This window comes from Picosynechococcus sp. PCC 7003 (genome assembly GCF_001693255.1).
Lineage (GTDB): Bacteria > Cyanobacteriota > Cyanobacteriia > Cyanobacteriales > MRBY01 > MRBY01.
The window spans coordinates 2,164,544-2,179,254 of record NZ_CP016474.1; the positions used below are offsets into that span (position 1 = coordinate 2,164,544).

The following is a 14,711-nucleotide window of genomic DNA, read 5'->3' on the forward strand; positions in this document are numbered from 1 at the left end:
TGCTGACCATCTTTATCAGCTAAAATTTGATGCCTCTCCACCCAAAAATCTACCGCAAACTGTTGGTGGTCTTTGCCCTCATGACCCTAATTTTGCTCATTGGGTTCATTCCTGTCCGCTTAATTTTGGCACAGATTCAATCTCCAACACCCCAAGCCATCCTGACCCTTGGCGGCGGTTTAGGTCGGGAAGAATTTGCCGCTAACTTTGCCCAACAGCACCCAGCCTTAGACGTCTGGATCTCATCAGGCATTCCCGCGCCCCAAGCCAAAGCTATCTTCCAACATGCCGCTATTCCTGAAAATCGCATTCACCTCGATTATCGCGCTGTGGATACCGTCACCAACTTCACCACCCTCGTTAAAGACTTTGGCGATCGCCAGATCCAGCACGTTTACCTGATCACCTCGGACTTTCACATGCGTCGCGCCCAGGCGATCGCCTTCTTTGTTTTCGGCAGTCGCGGCATCATCACGACACCTGTCCCCATTCCCTCCAATCAGCCCAACGAAACCCTGTGGCATGTGTCCCGGGACATTGGGCGCTCAATCCTCTGGATCATCACCGGCCGCACCGGGGCCAGCCTGCATTCCCAGTTGAATTCTCACAACCTCGAACAAATAACTAAATCAGCAAAAGTTACAATGGAACAATGGTAAGCCTTCTGGCCCTATTGCCCCGTGGCCTCACCACCTTTCTCTATGCCGTTGCTGCCCTCCTGAGGTTTTATGCCGACACCGACACCACCCCAATCCAACTCATCCCCCTCACTATCCTCCAATGGAGCTTCCTGGCGTTCGCATTGGGGACAGCGGCTCTCCTGGCTAATCTCGGCCTTGAGTGGCACGCTGGAAATCAAAGCCGAAACCGAGAGATTGAAGCAAGAGAACGCGAAACTCGACGCGATGATCTTGCAAACCAAGAAAGAAACCGAGCAGCTGAAGAAAGAGAACGAGCGGCTCGCCGTGCTCGAATCCAAAATCGATTCTTCCTTCTCCAGACACGGCATCAACTTGCCCCTAGCCGAGAAACCGAAGCAGCCCTAGCCGATTTCCTCAGTTTCCTTCAGGAATATGGAGATTAAAAAGGCGATCGCCCCCTGAGTAAAATGAAAACATGACGAGTTTTCTGGCCCTATTGCCCCGTGGCCTCACCACCTTTCTCTATGCCGTTGCCGCCCTCCTGAGGTTTTATGCCGACACCGACACCATCCCAATCCAACTCCTCCCCCTCACCATCCTTCAGTGGAGCTTCCTGGCGTTCGCATTGGGGACAGCGGCTCTCCTGGCTAATCTCGGCCTTGAGTGGCACGCTGGAAATCAAAGCCGAAACCGAGAGATTGAAGCAAGAGAACGCGAAACTCGACGCGATGATCTTGCGGACGAAGAACGAGCGAAAGCAGATCGAGAACGAGACCGAGCAGCTCAAGAAAGAGAACGAGCGGCTGGCCGTGCTCGAATCCAAAATCGATTCTTCCTTCTCCAAACACGGCATCAACTTGCCCCTAGCCCAGACACCAGAGCAGCCCTAGCCGATTTCCTCAGTTTCCTCCAGGAATATGGTGATTAAAAAGGCGATCGCCTTTTTGTTTTCATCAATAGTCCCGGCACCACCCCCACCCTTAATTTCTGCTGTGAGTTTTATCCACCTCGACCGCTACACCACCGGAGGCTACACTCCCGGCGCCTCATTTCTGCGGCAACTCTTATGGTTTTTCATCGGTGACGTTTTGGTGCGAACTCGGTTAATGCCCCTATCCTCCTTTAAAGTTTGGGTATTGCGCCGCTTTGGTGCCACCATCGGTCAAGGGGTGCGCATTAAACCCGGCGTGCGCGTTAAATTTCCCTGGCGACTGACCATCGGTGACCATTGCTGGATCGGCGAAAACACTTGGTTTGATAATCTGGCGCCAATCACCCTTGCTGACCACGTTTGTATTTCTCAAGAGGTCTATCTCTGCACCGGCAACCACGATTGGAGCGACCCCACCTTTAAACTAATCACCCACTCTATCCACATTGAACAGGGTAGTTGGTTGGGGGCTCGGAGCAGCATTGCTCCCGGTGTCACCATCGGTGAAGGGGCTGTGCTTTGTCTAGGAAGCGTTGCGGTGCGATCGCTCGACCCGATGACTATCTATGGTGGCAATCCGGCGATCGCCCTCAAACCCCGCATCATTCAGATGAAAGGCGAAGACGTTCAAGATCCATGACTGAGGTTTTCCGCTACTTCATTCCGGCCTAGCTCTTTGAGATGATCTAAAATGTCCCAAATTTCCTGTAGTAACTGTTCCAAGCCTGTTCGGGATACCGCCGAAATGGTCAGAATTTTGTCGTCGGTCAGCTGCCGCAATTCTTCTGTGATGAAATCAGCAAATTCGCGATCGCCGGCATCGAGTTTATTGAGGGCAATGATCTGGGGAAGTTCTGGCAAACCGCGACCATAGGCTTCTAATTCCCCCTGGATCGTTTCGTAATTTTTGATCGGATCTTCTGCATTGAGATCAACGAGATGCACCAAAACCTTTGTACGCTCGATGTGGCGCAAAAACTCGTGACCCAAGCCCACTCCTTGGTGCGCCCCCTCAATTAACCCCGGAATGTCCGCAAAGACCGTACCGTCCCCCGTCGGTCGTTTCACCACCCCTAAATTGGGGATTAGAGTCGTAAACGGATAGGCACCGATTTTAGGCCGGGCCGCTGACAGCGCAGAGATCAAGGTCGATTTCCCGGCATTGGGGAGGCCAATAATGCCCACTTCCGCCAGTAATTTTAGTTCTAGACGTAGTTGCTTGATTTCTCCTTCCAGGCCGGGGAGGGCATATTCTGGCGCGCGGTTTTTATTACTGAGAAAATGTTTGTTGCCTAGTCCTCCCTTACCGCCCTTGGCGACGCAGAAGGTTTGCCCATGGAAGACTAAATCACCAATTTCTTCGTCGGTTTCTCGGTCGTAAATCACCGTGCCACAGGGCACATCCACAATCAGATCTTCCCCAGAAGCGCCAGTGCAGTTGTTGGGGCCGCCCCGTTCGCCGTCCTGGGCTTTAAAGGTACGGGCATAGCGAAAATCGAGGAGGGTTTGGAGGTTTTCTTCTGCCCGGAAGATCACCGAGCCACCCCAGCCGCCATTACCTCCCGCCGGCCCACCGGCAGGCACATATTTCTCGCGACGAAAGGCAACAATTCCATCTCCCCCTTTTCCGGCGATAACTTCAATTTCAGCGTGGTCAATAAATTGCATGGGAAACAGAATCTGGTGATTTTGGGCAATCAGTTATTATACTCTGCTTTTTCGCTATCTGATGCGCTGGATTGGAACTGTCATCTGGTGAAAGTCTTGGGAAAAAAATAGAATTGTTATGCTAGAGGAAATTTTCGACATTGAAGGAAATCCATGGAACGACGCAGCATCATCGTAAGCTTTCTCACGGGATGTTTATGGCTTTGTTTGGGACTATTCCCCTTTAGCCAAGCCTTGGCCCTCACCCCGATTCAGTTGTCCGATTTAAGTTATGAGCGCTGTCCAGCGGAAATGCAGGGGATTGTGACCAGTGGCTCCAATGAGGATGCAAACTGTTTCATGATTAAAGGCAAAGCGACAAACACATCGGGTAAATATATTGTTGATGCGGATGTATTTGGTCGTATTTATGATGCGAATGGTTCACCGACCTTTGAGAATCGCGGTCGTGTCGGCACGATTTTAGAAGTGCCACCGGGGATTAGTGAGTTTCAAATTCCGGTATCGGTCGCCGCCAACCAACCGGAACCCCTCCAACTGAAAAAATTCAAGGCGTCTGGGTTCACGTCCCGCGTTCGTCCTTTCTATTACGATAACGAGGATGTGGAATAAGACGCGCAGTTGGCAACGGTTTCGCCGCAATCGTTTGGCAGTGCTTGGGGGGATCGTTCTGGGGGCGATCGCCTTACTCATTTTTGGTCTACCGCTGATTTATCAGACCCCCATCGATGGCATTGACTTTGCTAGAAGTGCCCTTGCGCCGAGTTGGGAGCATCCCTTTGGCACCGATGATCTCGGCCAGGATCAATTGGCGAGGGTGTTATTCGGAGGAAAGGTTTCCCTAACGGTCGGGCTGGCAGCGATGGCCGTAGCGATTAGTTTAGGCTCTGTCATCGGGGCGATCGCCGGCTTTTATGGTGGCTGGCTCGATCAACTGTTGATGCGCTTGACGGATCTGTTTTTGTCCCTCCCCCAACTCCCGGTGTTACTCCTGGTGGTCTATCTGTTTCGGGAATCCCTGCGGGCGATCGCCGGAGCAGAATGGGGCACCTTTCTCCTTGTGGTGCTGGTGATTGGGAGTCTGAATTGGATGGCGATCGCCCGGTTAGTCCGTGCCCAATGCTTAACCCTCAAAAACCGAGAATTTGTGACCGCCGCCCAGGCCATGGGGGCCAATCCCCTCCGCACCCTCAGGACACATCTTCTGCCGAATTTGGTCAGCCTTATTGCCGTCGCCGCCACCCTGTCCGTGAGCAATGCAATCATCACCGAATCGACCCTCAGTTTCCTCGGTTTAGGGTTTCCACCGGACATTCCAACTTGGGGACGGATGCTTTACGATGCCCAAAATTTCGTCACCACAGCCCCCCACATGGCGCTATTTCCTGGGTTAGCGATTTTTCTGACGGTGCTCAGTTTAAATTACCTTGGTGATGGCCTCCGGGATGCCTTTGATCCGAAAAGCTCCTCCCACTAAGCTAGAATAAACGACCCCGATTTCAAGGCGTGAGAGACCATAAATTCAGCCATGGCGAAGAAACAAAAACAACGCTTTCCCCATCTCCTTGGGTCTAAATGGACTGCAACCCAAAAGACGTTTGGTTGGCGTCACTTTCAGGTGATGAACCGTCGCAATGAGGGGAAATGGGTGTTTGCCGAATTGGTTTCCTCCTGTGACCCTGACACCCGATTTTGGATCAATGCCAAACAACTAAAAGATCAAAAACTCTGGGAAGCGGGCTGGAAAACCCTCGAAGAGATGAATCAGCCCCCCGAAGTCCCATTTTGGCAAGATTAATCATGGCCCATGAAATTCGCTGGGAAATGGGCGATCGCCTTGGAATCTTGATCCCCACAGGAGCTGTCCATGGACGCTAGACGCCGGTGAACAAACATAATAAAATCCAAAAGTTATAATTTTCGCTAAAGATCCGCCGACACAAGACATCGATGTTCATCATCATGTAAATGTGTTCAAGGTTCGAAACCAGCTCAACACACAGCAGATAAGGGGTCAGCGTACAAGTGGGTTTATTTAGTCGCTTTTCATTTTCACGGGACATGGGTATCGATCTCGGTACCGCCAATACCCTTGTATACGTCTCTGGTAAAGGGATTGTTCTCCAAGAGCCGTCTGTTGTGGCCATCAACAAAAATAACCAAGAAGTCCTGGCCGTTGGCCTAGAAGCAAAGCGAATGTTAGGGCGTACCCCCGACAATGTCATTGCCATTCGCCCTCTTCGGGATGGCGTGATTGCGGACTTTGACACCGCTGAGGCAATGCTGAAGCACTTTATTAAACGCGTCCACGATAACCGTAACCCCCTGATTCGTCCCCGGATGGTAATCGGGATCCCCAGTGGCGTTACGGGGGTAGAGCGGCGGGCCGTCGAAGAAGCGGCCAAAGAAGCTGGAGCCAGTGATGTCTATCTCATTGATGAACCCGTTGCCGCCGCCATTGGTGCGGGATTACCTGTTTCTGAACCCACCGGCAACATGATCATTGATATCGGTGGTGGTACCACAGAAGTGGCTGTTTTGAGCTTACAGGGCACTGTTTTGAGCGAATCAGTACGGGTTGCAGGGGATGAACTCAGCGACTCGATTATGCTCTATATGAAGAAAGTCCACAATTTGGTCATTGGGGAACGCACCGCCGAAGATATCAAAATTCAACTGGGGTCTGCTTATCCCACCGATGAAGAAGAGCCGATCATGGAAGTGCGCGGCTTACATTTACTTTCCGGCTTACCCCGCACCGTCACCATCAAGGCCCCTGAAATCCGTGAGAGCATGTCCGAACCGCTCTCGATCATTGTTGAAGCCGTGAAGCGCACCCTTGAGCGGATTCCGCCGGAATTAGCCGCTGATATTATTGACCGGGGGATTATGCTCGCCGGTGGTGGTGCCCTACTAAAGGGACTCGATACCCTAATCAGTCACGAAACGGGCATTGTTACCCATGTGGCGGCAAATGCCGAAAGCTGTGTTGCTTTAGGCACAGGCCGTGTGTTGGAAAACTTCAAAGATAAGGATATGGAGCGGGTATTTAAGAGCCATACTCGTTACGAATAGCCTAGGATGGATCACATCGTTTTTTTGAGTGAATGTTAATGTTCCGCCGTTGGTGGCAACGCTATGGGATGACCTTGGTTTTTATCGGGGTTGGCCTTTCGGCTGCTTTATTTTTGCGCCAGACCCAGGGGAGCGCAATTCAAGAATTTTATGGGCTTTTCTTCCGGCGTCAAGGCAATCTCACTGCCGCTGAAACGGAAATTTTGCTCCAGAATAGTAAGCTGCGGGAACTGCAAAATCGGGTCGAGGAACTCGAAGCCCAGAACCAACAGCTACAAGATTTATTGGATTATCGCCAGACGCTCCAAACAGAGGCGATCGCCGCCCCAGTGATTGGTCGCAGTGCCGATGCTTGGTGGCAGCAGATTATCATCGGTCAGGGAAGTCAAGCCGGGATCAAAATTGGGGACACCGTGACCGGCATCGGTGGGTTGGTGGGCAGAGTGGTGCAAGTTACCCCCCATAGTAGTCGCGTCGCGCTAGTCAGTGATCTCAACCAACAAGTCGGTGTGATGTTGTCCCGGAGCCGTTTCCAAGGCTATCTCCGGGGCCAGAACGATCCCCAACAGGCCCAGATGGTTTTCTATGAGAAAGTACCGGATGTCAAGGTAGGGGATATGGTCACCACTTCAAATCTCAGTACCCTCTACGCGCCGGGTCTCCCCATTGGTCGCATTGCGGCAATTGATTTCAATGCGGGGCCAGCCCCCATCGCGACGGTGGAGCTAACGGTTCCGCTTGGGTCATTGGAGTGGGTCTTGGTTGCCCCTTTTGAGCCGAAGCCTTTGAATTTTGAGCTGCAACCGGAGCAAGATGTTTCGCAAACTCCCTAGAGGGGCCTTGCCCTGGATAAATGCTTTGGTGACCCTTGGCTCACTGCTGCTGTGTACCCAGCTCTTGTTACTCCGCATCCCTGGGATGACGATTCTGGGTTTTAGTCCCCAGTGGCTCTTGATGTGGGTGATTGCTTGGAGTGTGAAGCGGGAGATGATTTATGCCCTCTTGGGGGCGATCGCCGCTGCTTGGATCCATGACAGTTTAATGGTCACTGCCTTGCCCTCCCATCTCCCAGGCTTCGTGGTAGTCGCCTATTTTGTGTCCCGCTGGCGACAACAACGCTATCTCCAAGAAGACTTTATTATCCTGGCGCTGCTGGTTTTTGTGATGACCCTAGCTGCAGAAGTGATTATGGCGTTTCAATATCTGCTTTGGGGATTGGGTTCTCCGGGGATGATCTGGGGTGAACTGCAACGGATCGGCCTAGCGACGGCGATTTTGAGCAGCCTATGGGCACCGCTGCTTTGTACGCCCCTAGTGCGTTGGTGGGATTATGTGAGAATGCTCGACAGGCAGTAGTGATGGCCCTGGGGCTTGGGGGAATGACCATAGCGTTCCGCCAGGAAATGGGCGACAGACAGCAGATCGCTGCAATAATGATCGGGCTGATAGGTTTCGAGGTAGGCCGTATCACGAATGCCGCAGGTCACGGCGATCGCCGGAATGTTCATATTTTTTGCAGCAATGATGTCAGCTTCGGTATCCCCGACCATTAGCCATTGGTCGCTTAGTTCTCCCTGTTCGGCGATCGCTTCCTTAAGGAGGGCTGTTTTCACATCTACATTATTTACATAGGCCGTGTGGCGATCGTCGCTGCCGTAGATGCCACTAAATAAGCGCTTCAGGCCATATTGGTCGAGCATTTTGCGCACCTGCTGTTCTTCCCGAAGCGTCACTAGTACTAGTTTTACTCCATAGGAATGAAGCAAGGCCAAAGACCAGTTCACGCCCCCCTGCATCTTGTCGAGGTGGAGTAATGATTCGTCGTTGACGATTGTGCGGACATGGTCAAGGAAAAAGGCGATTTGCTCTTCCTGGAGCCCGGACTGCATGGCAATTTCAATATCACTGACCCGTTGGCGCTTCATTTGCCAAAATTGGTCTTTGCCGAGGTATTTGAGGGGAATAGGGATGCCCTGTTGGGCGTAAATCTGCTGAGTATACTGGAGAGCCGCTTGGTAGGTACCATAGTATCGCTCCGAAACATCGACCAGTGGCCCATCGAAGTCACAAAATAGCGTCAAACGGAGACGTCTTGCGGTGGGAGATTTCATAGTTTGCAAGCGGGCAGCGGTTCTCTGGAACAAGCCTGGGATACTCATGGTGCTTCTGTGTCAATGCTCTATCTTTAGCATGATTTACTTTTGCGGTTTTGTTGTCTGCGTCACACATTTATTGGTGATTTGTAGACTTGTTATAAATTTGGATAACTTACTTAAACTTTCTTTACAATAGCAAATTTTTATCGAAACAGCGGTAGAAAAAACCGTCGGAATGATGAAAAGATTAAGGGTTGATCATAAAGGATACTGAATAGTGATGGCGATCGCCTTTTTGGGGCCGGAGGAAAAATCCCAGGGAATGCCACAATAAACAGAGATTTTTAAGGATAGAGGCCCAAAGCACCATGGCTCAGCTAGAGAAACTGATTCAGATGGCGGAAAATGAACTAACAGAATACAGTACCGACGCCCGCAAGATTGAAAAGTTGCGCCGTAAATTTGCGTTTATGTTGAATCCCCGACAACAGCAGCAGATCAAGGACGAACTTTTAGCCCAGATGCCCCAGGGATTTTTCGGCAAAATGGTACTGGAAAATCGACAGACGGTGGCTTTACCTTTTTGGGGAATTGCGGGCTTAGGTTTACTGTTCGGCATTTCCCTCCAGCAGCCTTTAGATTTCCTTGCCCCGGCGATCGCCCTGCCCGCAGCCATCCAAATTCAACGGTGGGGCTGGCAACTAGAGGCAAAACGTTTAGTCTTGCAAACCCTTGCAGATCTCGAAGCCCGCGCCAAAAATCCGACTGCATCTTAAACGAAGCTTTCGAGACTACCGAAAATCAGTGCTTTAATTGTATCCTGGGCGATTTGGGAACATAATTCAGCACGACAGGTATGGGTCTAGATTTTAGTAATCTGAATAGTCTTTGGGCAGGTGTGATGGTAGAAACCCTCGTTCGTTTAGGCTTGCGCTCGGCGGTGATTTGTCCCGGTTCACGCTCTACGCCCCTCACCGTTGCCCTAGCCCGTCACCCAAAAATTAAAACGATCCCCATTTTAGATGAACGGTCGGCGGCATTTTTTGCCCTGGGTTTGGCGAAAAGTTCTGGTTTACCGACGGTGCTGGTTTGTACCTCCGGGACAGCGGGGGCTAATTTTTATCCGGCGGTGATTGAAGCCTACCAAAGTGCCGTGCCTTTGATTATTCTCACGGGCGATCGCCCCCCAGAATTGCGGGATTGTCATTCGGGGCAAACCATTGATCAGATCAAGCTATTTGGGACTTTCGCCCAGTGGTTTAGTGAAATGGCGACGCCTTTGGGCACCGTTGAAATGTTGCGCTATGCCCGGCAAACGATAGTGCAAGCTTGGCGGCGATCGCAATTTCCCCAAAAGGGCGTCGTGCATCTCAATTGTCCCTTTCGAGATCCCCTTGCGCCGACTCCCAATGATTCAGTCACGCACCTCAAACAGGTTATCAAGGCGGATTTTTTTGCCGGGATTCAGCCCCAGGAAAAGGCAGAATTTTCCTCGGATATTTTGCCCACAGAAGTCTGGAAAAATTATTCCCGGGGGCTAATTGTTGCTGGGGTGGATCAGCCCAGTGATCCTGATGATTATGCGGCGGCGATCGCCCAGTTGTCTGGGTATTTGAGTTTTCCGATTTTAGCTGAAGCCCTCTCCCCTGTGCGAAACTACGCCCATTATTTTCCCCAGGGTTTAGTGACCACCTACGATTTTATTCTGCGGGATCAAAAACTGGCGGAAACCCTCAAGCCGGAAATTGTGATTCAAATTGGCGCCTTACCCACCAGTAAAATTCTCCGGGCCTGGCTTGAAGCACAACAGATTCAAACTTACATCTTGAGTGAGCGGGCCGATAACTTTGACCCCCTCCATCGTCCCCACCAACATCTGGCCGTTAATCTCCGTACCCTGAAATATTTGGGGATCTTTTCCGACAACGAAAAAGGTTTGCCCTATTTCGATCTGTGGCAGACCCAGGAAGCAAAAATTCGCACGAAACTGGTAGCGGTTTTCCAGGCAGAACAAAATCTCAACGAAGCGGCGATCGCCTACTGTTTAGCCAGAGCGTTACCAGAGCAAACAGCTATTTTTTTCGCCAATAGTATGGTGGTTCGCTATGGCGAATTTTTCTGGCAGTTAAATGACAAGCAAATTTTGCCCTACTTCAACCGAGGAGCTAATGGCATTGATGGCACCCTTTCGACGGCTTTGGGTGTTGCAGAGAATCATTCTCCCTGTGTCTTGCTCACGGGAGATCTGGCGCTCCTCCACGACACTAATGGTTTTTTGACATTATCAAAATTTACTGGTTCTCTCACCATTATTGTGATCAATAATCAAGGTGGCGGCATCTTTGAAATGTTACCGATTGCCGGGGAAAAAGATATTTTTGAGGATTATTTTGCGACGCCCCAAACGGTTCATTTTTCTCAACTATGTGATTTATATGGTGTTCAGTACCAAACCATTCGCACAAAAACAGAATTGATTCAAGCCTGCGAAAATTTACCGACCCAGGGCGTGCAATTACTGGAAATTAGAACAGACCGTCACCAAGACATTGCTTGGCTAAAAGAGCTATGCCAGAGTTTTTCAGCTAGCTGACACTAAATGGCGTGCTTTTTCACTAAATAGGTAATTTTTTCCGCTTCATCGGTCGTTAATTCCGGGGCTTCTTTAATGCTTTGGCGGTACATCTTGAGGTATTCTCCGGCAGATTTGTACCAGCTAAAGTCGTGGCTCATTCCCCGTTTTTGCAGTTCGGCCCAGTCTTTTTTGTAGCGGAAACTTTCCCAGGCCCGCACCATGCAGGTGTACATATCCAGGGGTTCGTAGCGATCAAAGCTAAAGCCTGTCCCGGTTTGGGCAATGGGATCATGGAAGGAGACCGTATCGACCAAACCCCCGGTGCGCCGCACAATGGGCACGGAACCATAGCGCATCGCCATCATTTGACTAATGCCACAGGGCTCAAAGCGCGACGGCATCAAAAACACATCGGAACCCGCATAGATGCGGCGGGAGAGGGCATCGTTATACAGCAGTTGTACGGACATCCGTCCCTTAAAGCGGTAGGCGGTTTGCCAGAGTTGGGTTTCGTAGTGGCGATCGCCAGTGCCGAGGACAATTAACTGGGCGTCAGTGTAGGCCATAAACTGCTCCAGGATATTCAGCAGCAGATCAATCCCTTTTTGTTCCACTAAGCGGGTGACCATTGCCATCAAAAATGCCTTAGAGTTGACCTCTAGTCCCGTTTCTTCCTGGATGATTACTTTGTTGGCGGCCCGATCCTCAAGATTAGTGGTCGAAAATTGCTTCACCAGGGCCTGGTCATTGGAAGGGTTATAAAGTTCTACGTCAATGCCGTTAACGATGCCACGACTTTTGCCGCTGATCCAAGACAATAAACCCTCTAATTTTTCACCGTAGACTTTGGTTTGGATTTGTCGGGCATAGGTGGGAGATACGGTATTCACTTGATCGGCGAACATCAGCGCCGAGGCCATCACATTATCACCATCCATATACCAAGGACACCAAGTATTGCGCTCCAAGAAACCCCGCCAAGGCCCCTGGTAGGCCAAGTTATGGATCGTAAACACCGTGCTAATATCCGGAGATTGGTGCATCCACACCGGGATCATGCCTGTGTGCCAGTCGTGACAGTGGGTGATCTGGGGTTTCCAGTGGTTCCACATAAATTCGGCGGCCCCATTGGCAAAAAAGGTAAAGCGCCAAAATTCATCCTGCCCGCCATAGATATGTCGTCCGTCAAAGGCGGGATGGCCAAACAGATAAAGGGGCACATCGGTGTTGGGTAATACGGTTTCATAAACGGCAAACGTATTGAACATCGCACTGCCCCACCAAACGGGTTCTGCAGGGATGTCGAGTTTGTCGTTGAGAAAGCCGTAATAGGGTAAGAAAATTCTCGCGTCATGTCCTAACTGCCGTAAAACTTTAGGCAGTGATCCCACCACATCTCCCATGCCTCCAGCTTTAGCGATGGGAGCAGCCTCGGCAGAAACAAACAAAATACGCATCAGAATTTTCTCGTCAATTTTTGATGTTCTGTTAGAGCGTATCATTCTTTGAGGGATCCCAAGAATAAATACTATCCGGGAATTTTGTCCCTGAGAAATTGCTGGATTTCCGCTTGGTAGAGGTGGGGATTTTCGAGCATCGGGAAGTGTCCCACCTGGGGAATTTCAATGTATTGAAAGTTTGGGTTAAGGGCGATCGCCCTTTTCGCCATGGCTGCCGGAATAATTTGATCTTTTTCCCCGGCGAGGAGTAGGGTCGGACACTGGATATTGCGGAGTGCTTGGGGTAAACGGGTCACCATCATTTCATTGACCGAAGCCAGTAGAGTACCTGCAGCGGCGCGATTATCAGCCTTTAAAAAATCATCCAGGAATTGCCGCCGTTCTGTTGGTGAAATCGGTTGCTGCAAAAAACGGGCGATCGCCAAGCGATCCATTCCCGGCACCTGGCGTAACCAAGGGAACCGTAAGCGTACGATGGTGCCAGCAATTTTCTGGAAAGTGCCAAAGGCGCGGGCATCATATTCAAAAATCCCGTTGCAGTTCAAAATCGCCCGGTCTAGGCGCTGGGGGAACTGCTCTGCAAAAATCGCCCCGATCGAAGCCCCCATGGAATGGGCATTGAGGATAATTTTGTCGTTGATGTCTAACTGCCGCAGCAGTGCCTCTAGATCTAGAGCATAATCGTCTAGGGCATAGTCGCCGCTGTAATCGACGGGAAGCTCAGAACGACCAAAGCCCCGCAGGTCATAGATCAGACAATTGAAATGTTCACTGAAGGCCGTGGCAGTGCTGCGCCAATAGTGACTTGATCCCCCCCAACCATGGACAAATAGCATCGTGGGTTTGTGGAGATCGCGGCCCCCGCGACAAATCCATTCGTAATAGTGGGGGACTCCCCGCACCTGGGCGATCGCCATTGTCCCTAAGCGGATTCCGGTTTGGGTAAGGAGGACGGATGTAGTAGCAACTCAGCTGTGGAGCGTTTTTCGACCATTTCTGGCGTAATCGTGCAGCGGTTGACATCCTTACGGGAAGGCAGTTCGTACATCACATCGAGCATTAATTCTTCGACAATGCCCCGTAGCGCCCTGGCTCCCGTCTTGCGGCGGTAAGCTTCCTGGGCGATCGCCCGGATGGCGGTGGGTTCAAACTCCAACTGCACGCTGTCCATCTTCAGGAGTTTTTTGTACTGCTTGACGAGGGCATTTTTCGGTTGGGTCAAAATTTCCACCAGAGCTTCCTCATCTAAGGGACTCAAAGAAGCAATCACCGGAATCCGCCCAATAAACTCTGGAATCATCCCGTACTTAACGAGATCCTCTGGAGAAAGATGCTGGAGTAATTCAGCAGTGCGTTGTTCCTTGGCGCTGCCCTCTTCCCCAGGCCGCACAAAGCCCATACTTTTTTTGCCGACCCGCCGCTCGATCACCTTATCGAGACCCACAAAGGCCCCACCACAAATAAATAAAATGTTGCGGGTATCAATTTGAATGCAGTCCTGGTACGGGTGCTTTCGGCCTCCCTGGGGCGGCACATTGGCGACAGTGCCTTCCAGCATTTTCAACAGGGCTTGTTGTACCCCTTCTCCCGACACGTCACGGGTAATGGAGGGGTTTTCACTTTTGCGGGCAATTTTATCGATTTCGTCAATGTAGATAATTCCCCGCTGGGCTTCTGCCACATCGAGATCGGCCACCTGCAAAAGGCGCAGAAGGATATTTTCGACATCTTCTCCCACATAGCCTGCCTCGGTGAGGGTCGTGGCATCAGCCACCGCAAAGGGTACATCAAGGATCTTCGCGAGGGTCTGGGCGAGGAGGGTTTTACCGCATCCCGTCGGCCCAATCAAGAGAATATTAGATTTGTGGAGTTCAATGCCGTCGGCGATGGGATTGGCGTCGTCCTCTTCCATCAAACTCAGGCGCTTGTAATGGTTATAGACAGCCACGGAAAGGACTTTTTTCGCTTCGTCTTGACCGATGACGTGCTCATCGAGGTAATGCTTAATTTCCCTGGGTTTGGGGATATCTTCAAAGTTGATCTTTTCGGGGGGATCCTTGGGGGGATTTTTCTCTGGCGATCGCCCCATGCCCATGCCCGCTGCATTTTCCATGAGCTCCTCATCGAGGATTTCATTACACAACTCGACACATTCATCACAAATATAGACCCCCGGCCCGGCGATGAGCTTTCTCACCTGTTCTTGGGACTTACCACAAAAGGAGCATTTGAGATGGGAGTCGTATTTAGACATGGGTTTTGAAG

At 51.0% G+C, this 14,711-nt stretch carries 18 protein-coding genes; 12 read left to right on the top strand and 6 right to left on the bottom strand.

Annotated elements, in window-relative coordinates; translation table 11 throughout:
• Positions 1-29: 29 nt before the first annotated feature.
• From AWQ21_RS10365 to AWQ21_RS10380, 4 genes are read left to right on the top strand one after another with little or no spacing between them, the layout of a single operon-like run.
• Positions 30-659, top strand: coding sequence for a YdcF family protein (locus AWQ21_RS10365; protein WP_065714471.1), 630 nt, complete (start codon positions 30-32; stop codon positions 657-659).
• Entirely contained in the window at positions 653-1,084 is a 432-nt protein-coding gene (locus AWQ21_RS10370; protein WP_065714472.1) for a hypothetical protein, read from the top strand. The genes AWQ21_RS10365 and AWQ21_RS10370 overlap by 7 nt, the downstream gene beginning before the upstream one ends.
• A gap of 32 nt (positions 1,085-1,116) precedes the next feature.
• On the top strand, positions 1,117-1,569 hold the full coding sequence (locus AWQ21_RS10375) for a hypothetical protein (protein WP_065714473.1): 453 nt from the start codon (positions 1,117-1,119) through the stop codon (positions 1,567-1,569).
• Positions 1,559-2,212, top strand: coding sequence for a putative colanic acid biosynthesis acetyltransferase (locus tag AWQ21_RS10380; protein WP_315862182.1), 654 nt, complete (start codon positions 1,559-1,561; stop codon positions 2,210-2,212). The genes AWQ21_RS10375 and AWQ21_RS10380 overlap by 11 nt, the downstream gene beginning before the upstream one ends.
• Here AWQ21_RS10380 and obgE read toward each other — a convergent pair.
• Complete coding sequence (gene obgE, locus AWQ21_RS10385) at positions 2,200-3,240, bottom strand: GTPase ObgE (RefSeq protein WP_065714474.1); 1,041 nt, start codon at positions 3,238-3,240, stop codon at positions 2,200-2,202. The two genes, AWQ21_RS10380 and obgE, sit on opposite strands and share 13 nt — an antisense overlap.
• A 153-nt stretch (positions 3,241-3,393) precedes the next feature.
• Here obgE and AWQ21_RS10390 point away from each other — a divergent pair, with 153 nt between their 5' ends.
• From AWQ21_RS10390 to mreD, 6 genes are all read left to right on the top strand, one after another.
• Complete coding sequence (locus AWQ21_RS10390) at positions 3,394-3,852, top strand: hypothetical protein (RefSeq protein ID WP_065714475.1); 459 nt, start codon at positions 3,394-3,396, stop codon at positions 3,850-3,852.
• On the top strand, positions 3,842-4,717 hold the full coding sequence (locus AWQ21_RS10395; RefSeq protein ID WP_065714476.1) for an ABC transporter permease: 876 nt from the start codon (positions 3,842-3,844) through the stop codon (positions 4,715-4,717). The genes AWQ21_RS10390 and AWQ21_RS10395 overlap by 11 nt, the downstream gene beginning before the upstream one ends.
• A 51-nt stretch (positions 4,718-4,768) precedes the next feature.
• Complete coding sequence (locus AWQ21_RS10400) at positions 4,769-5,038, top strand: TIGR02450 family Trp-rich protein (RefSeq protein WP_065714477.1); 270 nt, start codon at positions 4,769-4,771, stop codon at positions 5,036-5,038.
• A gap of 227 nt (positions 5,039-5,265) precedes the next feature.
• Positions 5,266-6,315 carry a rod shape-determining protein gene (locus tag AWQ21_RS10410; RefSeq protein ID WP_012307139.1) on the top strand — a complete coding sequence of 350 codons (1,050 nt, stop codon included), beginning with the start codon at positions 5,266-5,268 and terminating at the stop codon, positions 6,313-6,315.
• A gap of 32 nt (positions 6,316-6,347) precedes the next feature.
• Positions 6,348-7,148 (top strand): rod shape-determining protein MreC, encoded by an 801-nt coding sequence (gene mreC, locus AWQ21_RS10415; RefSeq protein ID WP_065714479.1) that lies wholly within the window; start codon positions 6,348-6,350, stop codon positions 7,146-7,148.
• Positions 7,129-7,671, top strand: a complete 543-nt coding sequence (mreD, locus tag AWQ21_RS10420) for a rod shape-determining protein MreD (RefSeq protein ID WP_065714480.1) — start codon at positions 7,129-7,131, stop codon at positions 7,669-7,671. Before mreC ends, mreD begins: the two co-directional genes overlap by 20 nt.
• Here the strand turns inward: mreD and AWQ21_RS10425 are convergent.
• Together AWQ21_RS10425 and AWQ21_RS16650 are read right to left on the bottom strand one after the other, a co-directional pair.
• Positions 7,644-8,474, bottom strand: a complete 831-nt coding sequence (locus AWQ21_RS10425) for an HAD family hydrolase (RefSeq protein ID WP_232314953.1) — start codon at positions 8,472-8,474, stop codon at positions 7,644-7,646. The genes mreD and AWQ21_RS10425 overlap by 28 nt on opposite strands.
• Positions 8,475-8,658: 184 nt before the next feature.
• Positions 8,659-8,781 carry a hypothetical protein gene (locus tag AWQ21_RS16650; protein ID WP_257784279.1) on the bottom strand — a complete coding sequence of 41 codons (123 nt, stop codon included), beginning with the start codon at positions 8,779-8,781 and terminating at the stop codon, positions 8,659-8,661.
• Here AWQ21_RS16650 and AWQ21_RS10430 point away from each other — a divergent pair.
• Together AWQ21_RS10430 and menD are read left to right on the top strand one after the other, a co-directional pair.
• Positions 8,780-9,187: a hypothetical protein gene (locus AWQ21_RS10430; RefSeq protein WP_065714482.1), complete on the top strand. Its 408-nt coding sequence runs from the start codon at positions 8,780-8,782 to the stop codon at positions 9,185-9,187. The genes AWQ21_RS16650 and AWQ21_RS10430 overlap by 2 nt on opposite strands.
• A gap of 80 nt (positions 9,188-9,267) precedes the next feature.
• Entirely contained in the window at positions 9,268-11,004 is a 1,737-nt protein-coding gene (gene menD, locus AWQ21_RS10435; protein WP_065714483.1) for a 2-succinyl-5-enolpyruvyl-6-hydroxy-3-cyclohexene-1-carboxylic-acid synthase, read from the top strand.
• A 2-nt stretch (positions 11,005-11,006) separates the two neighbouring features.
• Here the strand turns inward: menD and glgA are convergent, their stop codons facing one another.
• The 3 genes from glgA to clpX all read right to left on the bottom strand — a co-directional run bounded on the left by glgA (position 11,007) and on the right by clpX (position 14,700).
• Positions 11,007-12,443: a glycogen synthase GlgA gene (gene glgA, locus AWQ21_RS10440; protein ID WP_065714484.1), complete on the bottom strand. Its 1,437-nt coding sequence runs from the start codon at positions 12,441-12,443 to the stop codon at positions 11,007-11,009.
• Positions 12,444-12,514: 71 nt separating this feature from the next.
• A complete protein-coding gene (locus tag AWQ21_RS10445) occupies positions 12,515-13,363 on the bottom strand; it encodes an alpha/beta fold hydrolase (RefSeq protein ID WP_065714485.1) in 849 nt (282 codons plus the stop codon).
• Positions 13,364-13,368: 5 nt separating this feature from the next.
• Positions 13,369-14,700 carry an ATP-dependent protease ATP-binding subunit ClpX gene (gene clpX, locus AWQ21_RS10450; RefSeq protein ID WP_065714486.1) on the bottom strand — a complete coding sequence of 444 codons (1,332 nt, stop codon included), beginning with the start codon at positions 14,698-14,700 and terminating at the stop codon, positions 13,369-13,371.
• Between the last annotated feature and the right edge of the window lie 11 nt (positions 14,701-14,711).

What these genes read in the sequence shown, in the direction of transcription:
- AWQ21_RS10365 (WP_065714471.1), top strand. Translation starts at nt 30, where the DNA reads ATGCCTCTCCACCCAAAAATCTACCGCAAACTGTTGGTGGTCTTTGCC.
- AWQ21_RS10370 (WP_065714472.1), top strand. Translation starts at nt 653, where the DNA reads ATGGTAAGCCTTCTGGCCCTATTGCCCCGTGGCCTCACCACCTTTCTC.
- AWQ21_RS10375 (WP_065714473.1), top strand. Translation starts at nt 1,117, where the DNA reads ATGACGAGTTTTCTGGCCCTATTGCCCCGTGGCCTCACCACCTTTCTC.
- AWQ21_RS10380 (WP_315862182.1), top strand. Translation starts at nt 1,559, where the DNA reads ATGGTGATTAAAAAGGCGATCGCCTTTTTGTTTTCATCAATAGTCCCG.
- obgE (WP_065714474.1), bottom strand. Translation starts at nt 3,240, where the DNA reads ATGCAATTTATTGACCACGCTGAAATTGAAGTTATCGCCGGAAAAGGG.
- AWQ21_RS10390 (WP_065714475.1), top strand. Translation starts at nt 3,394, where the DNA reads ATGGAACGACGCAGCATCATCGTAAGCTTTCTCACGGGATGTTTATGG.
- AWQ21_RS10395 (WP_065714476.1), top strand. Translation starts at nt 3,842, where the DNA reads ATGTGGAATAAGACGCGCAGTTGGCAACGGTTTCGCCGCAATCGTTTG.
- AWQ21_RS10400 (WP_065714477.1), top strand. Translation starts at nt 4,769, where the DNA reads ATGGCGAAGAAACAAAAACAACGCTTTCCCCATCTCCTTGGGTCTAAA.
- mreC (WP_065714479.1), top strand. Translation starts at nt 6,348, where the DNA reads ATGTTAATGTTCCGCCGTTGGTGGCAACGCTATGGGATGACCTTGGTT.
- mreD (WP_065714480.1), top strand. Translation starts at nt 7,129, where the DNA reads ATGTTTCGCAAACTCCCTAGAGGGGCCTTGCCCTGGATAAATGCTTTG.
- AWQ21_RS10425 (WP_232314953.1), bottom strand. Translation starts at nt 8,474, where the DNA reads ATGAGTATCCCAGGCTTGTTCCAGAGAACCGCTGCCCGCTTGCAAACT.
- AWQ21_RS10430 (WP_065714482.1), top strand. Translation starts at nt 8,780, where the DNA reads ATGGCTCAGCTAGAGAAACTGATTCAGATGGCGGAAAATGAACTAACA.
- AWQ21_RS16650 (WP_257784279.1), bottom strand. Translation starts at nt 8,781, where the DNA reads ATGGTGCTTTGGGCCTCTATCCTTAAAAATCTCTGTTTATTGTGGCAT.
- menD (WP_065714483.1), top strand. Translation starts at nt 9,268, where the DNA reads ATGGGTCTAGATTTTAGTAATCTGAATAGTCTTTGGGCAGGTGTGATG.
- glgA (WP_065714484.1), bottom strand. Translation starts at nt 12,443, where the DNA reads ATGCGTATTTTGTTTGTTTCTGCCGAGGCTGCTCCCATCGCTAAAGCT.
- AWQ21_RS10445 (WP_065714485.1), bottom strand. Translation starts at nt 13,363, where the DNA reads ATGGCGATCGCCCAGGTGCGGGGAGTCCCCCACTATTACGAATGGATT.
- clpX (WP_065714486.1), bottom strand. Translation starts at nt 14,700, where the DNA reads ATGTCTAAATACGACTCCCATCTCAAATGCTCCTTTTGTGGTAAGTCC.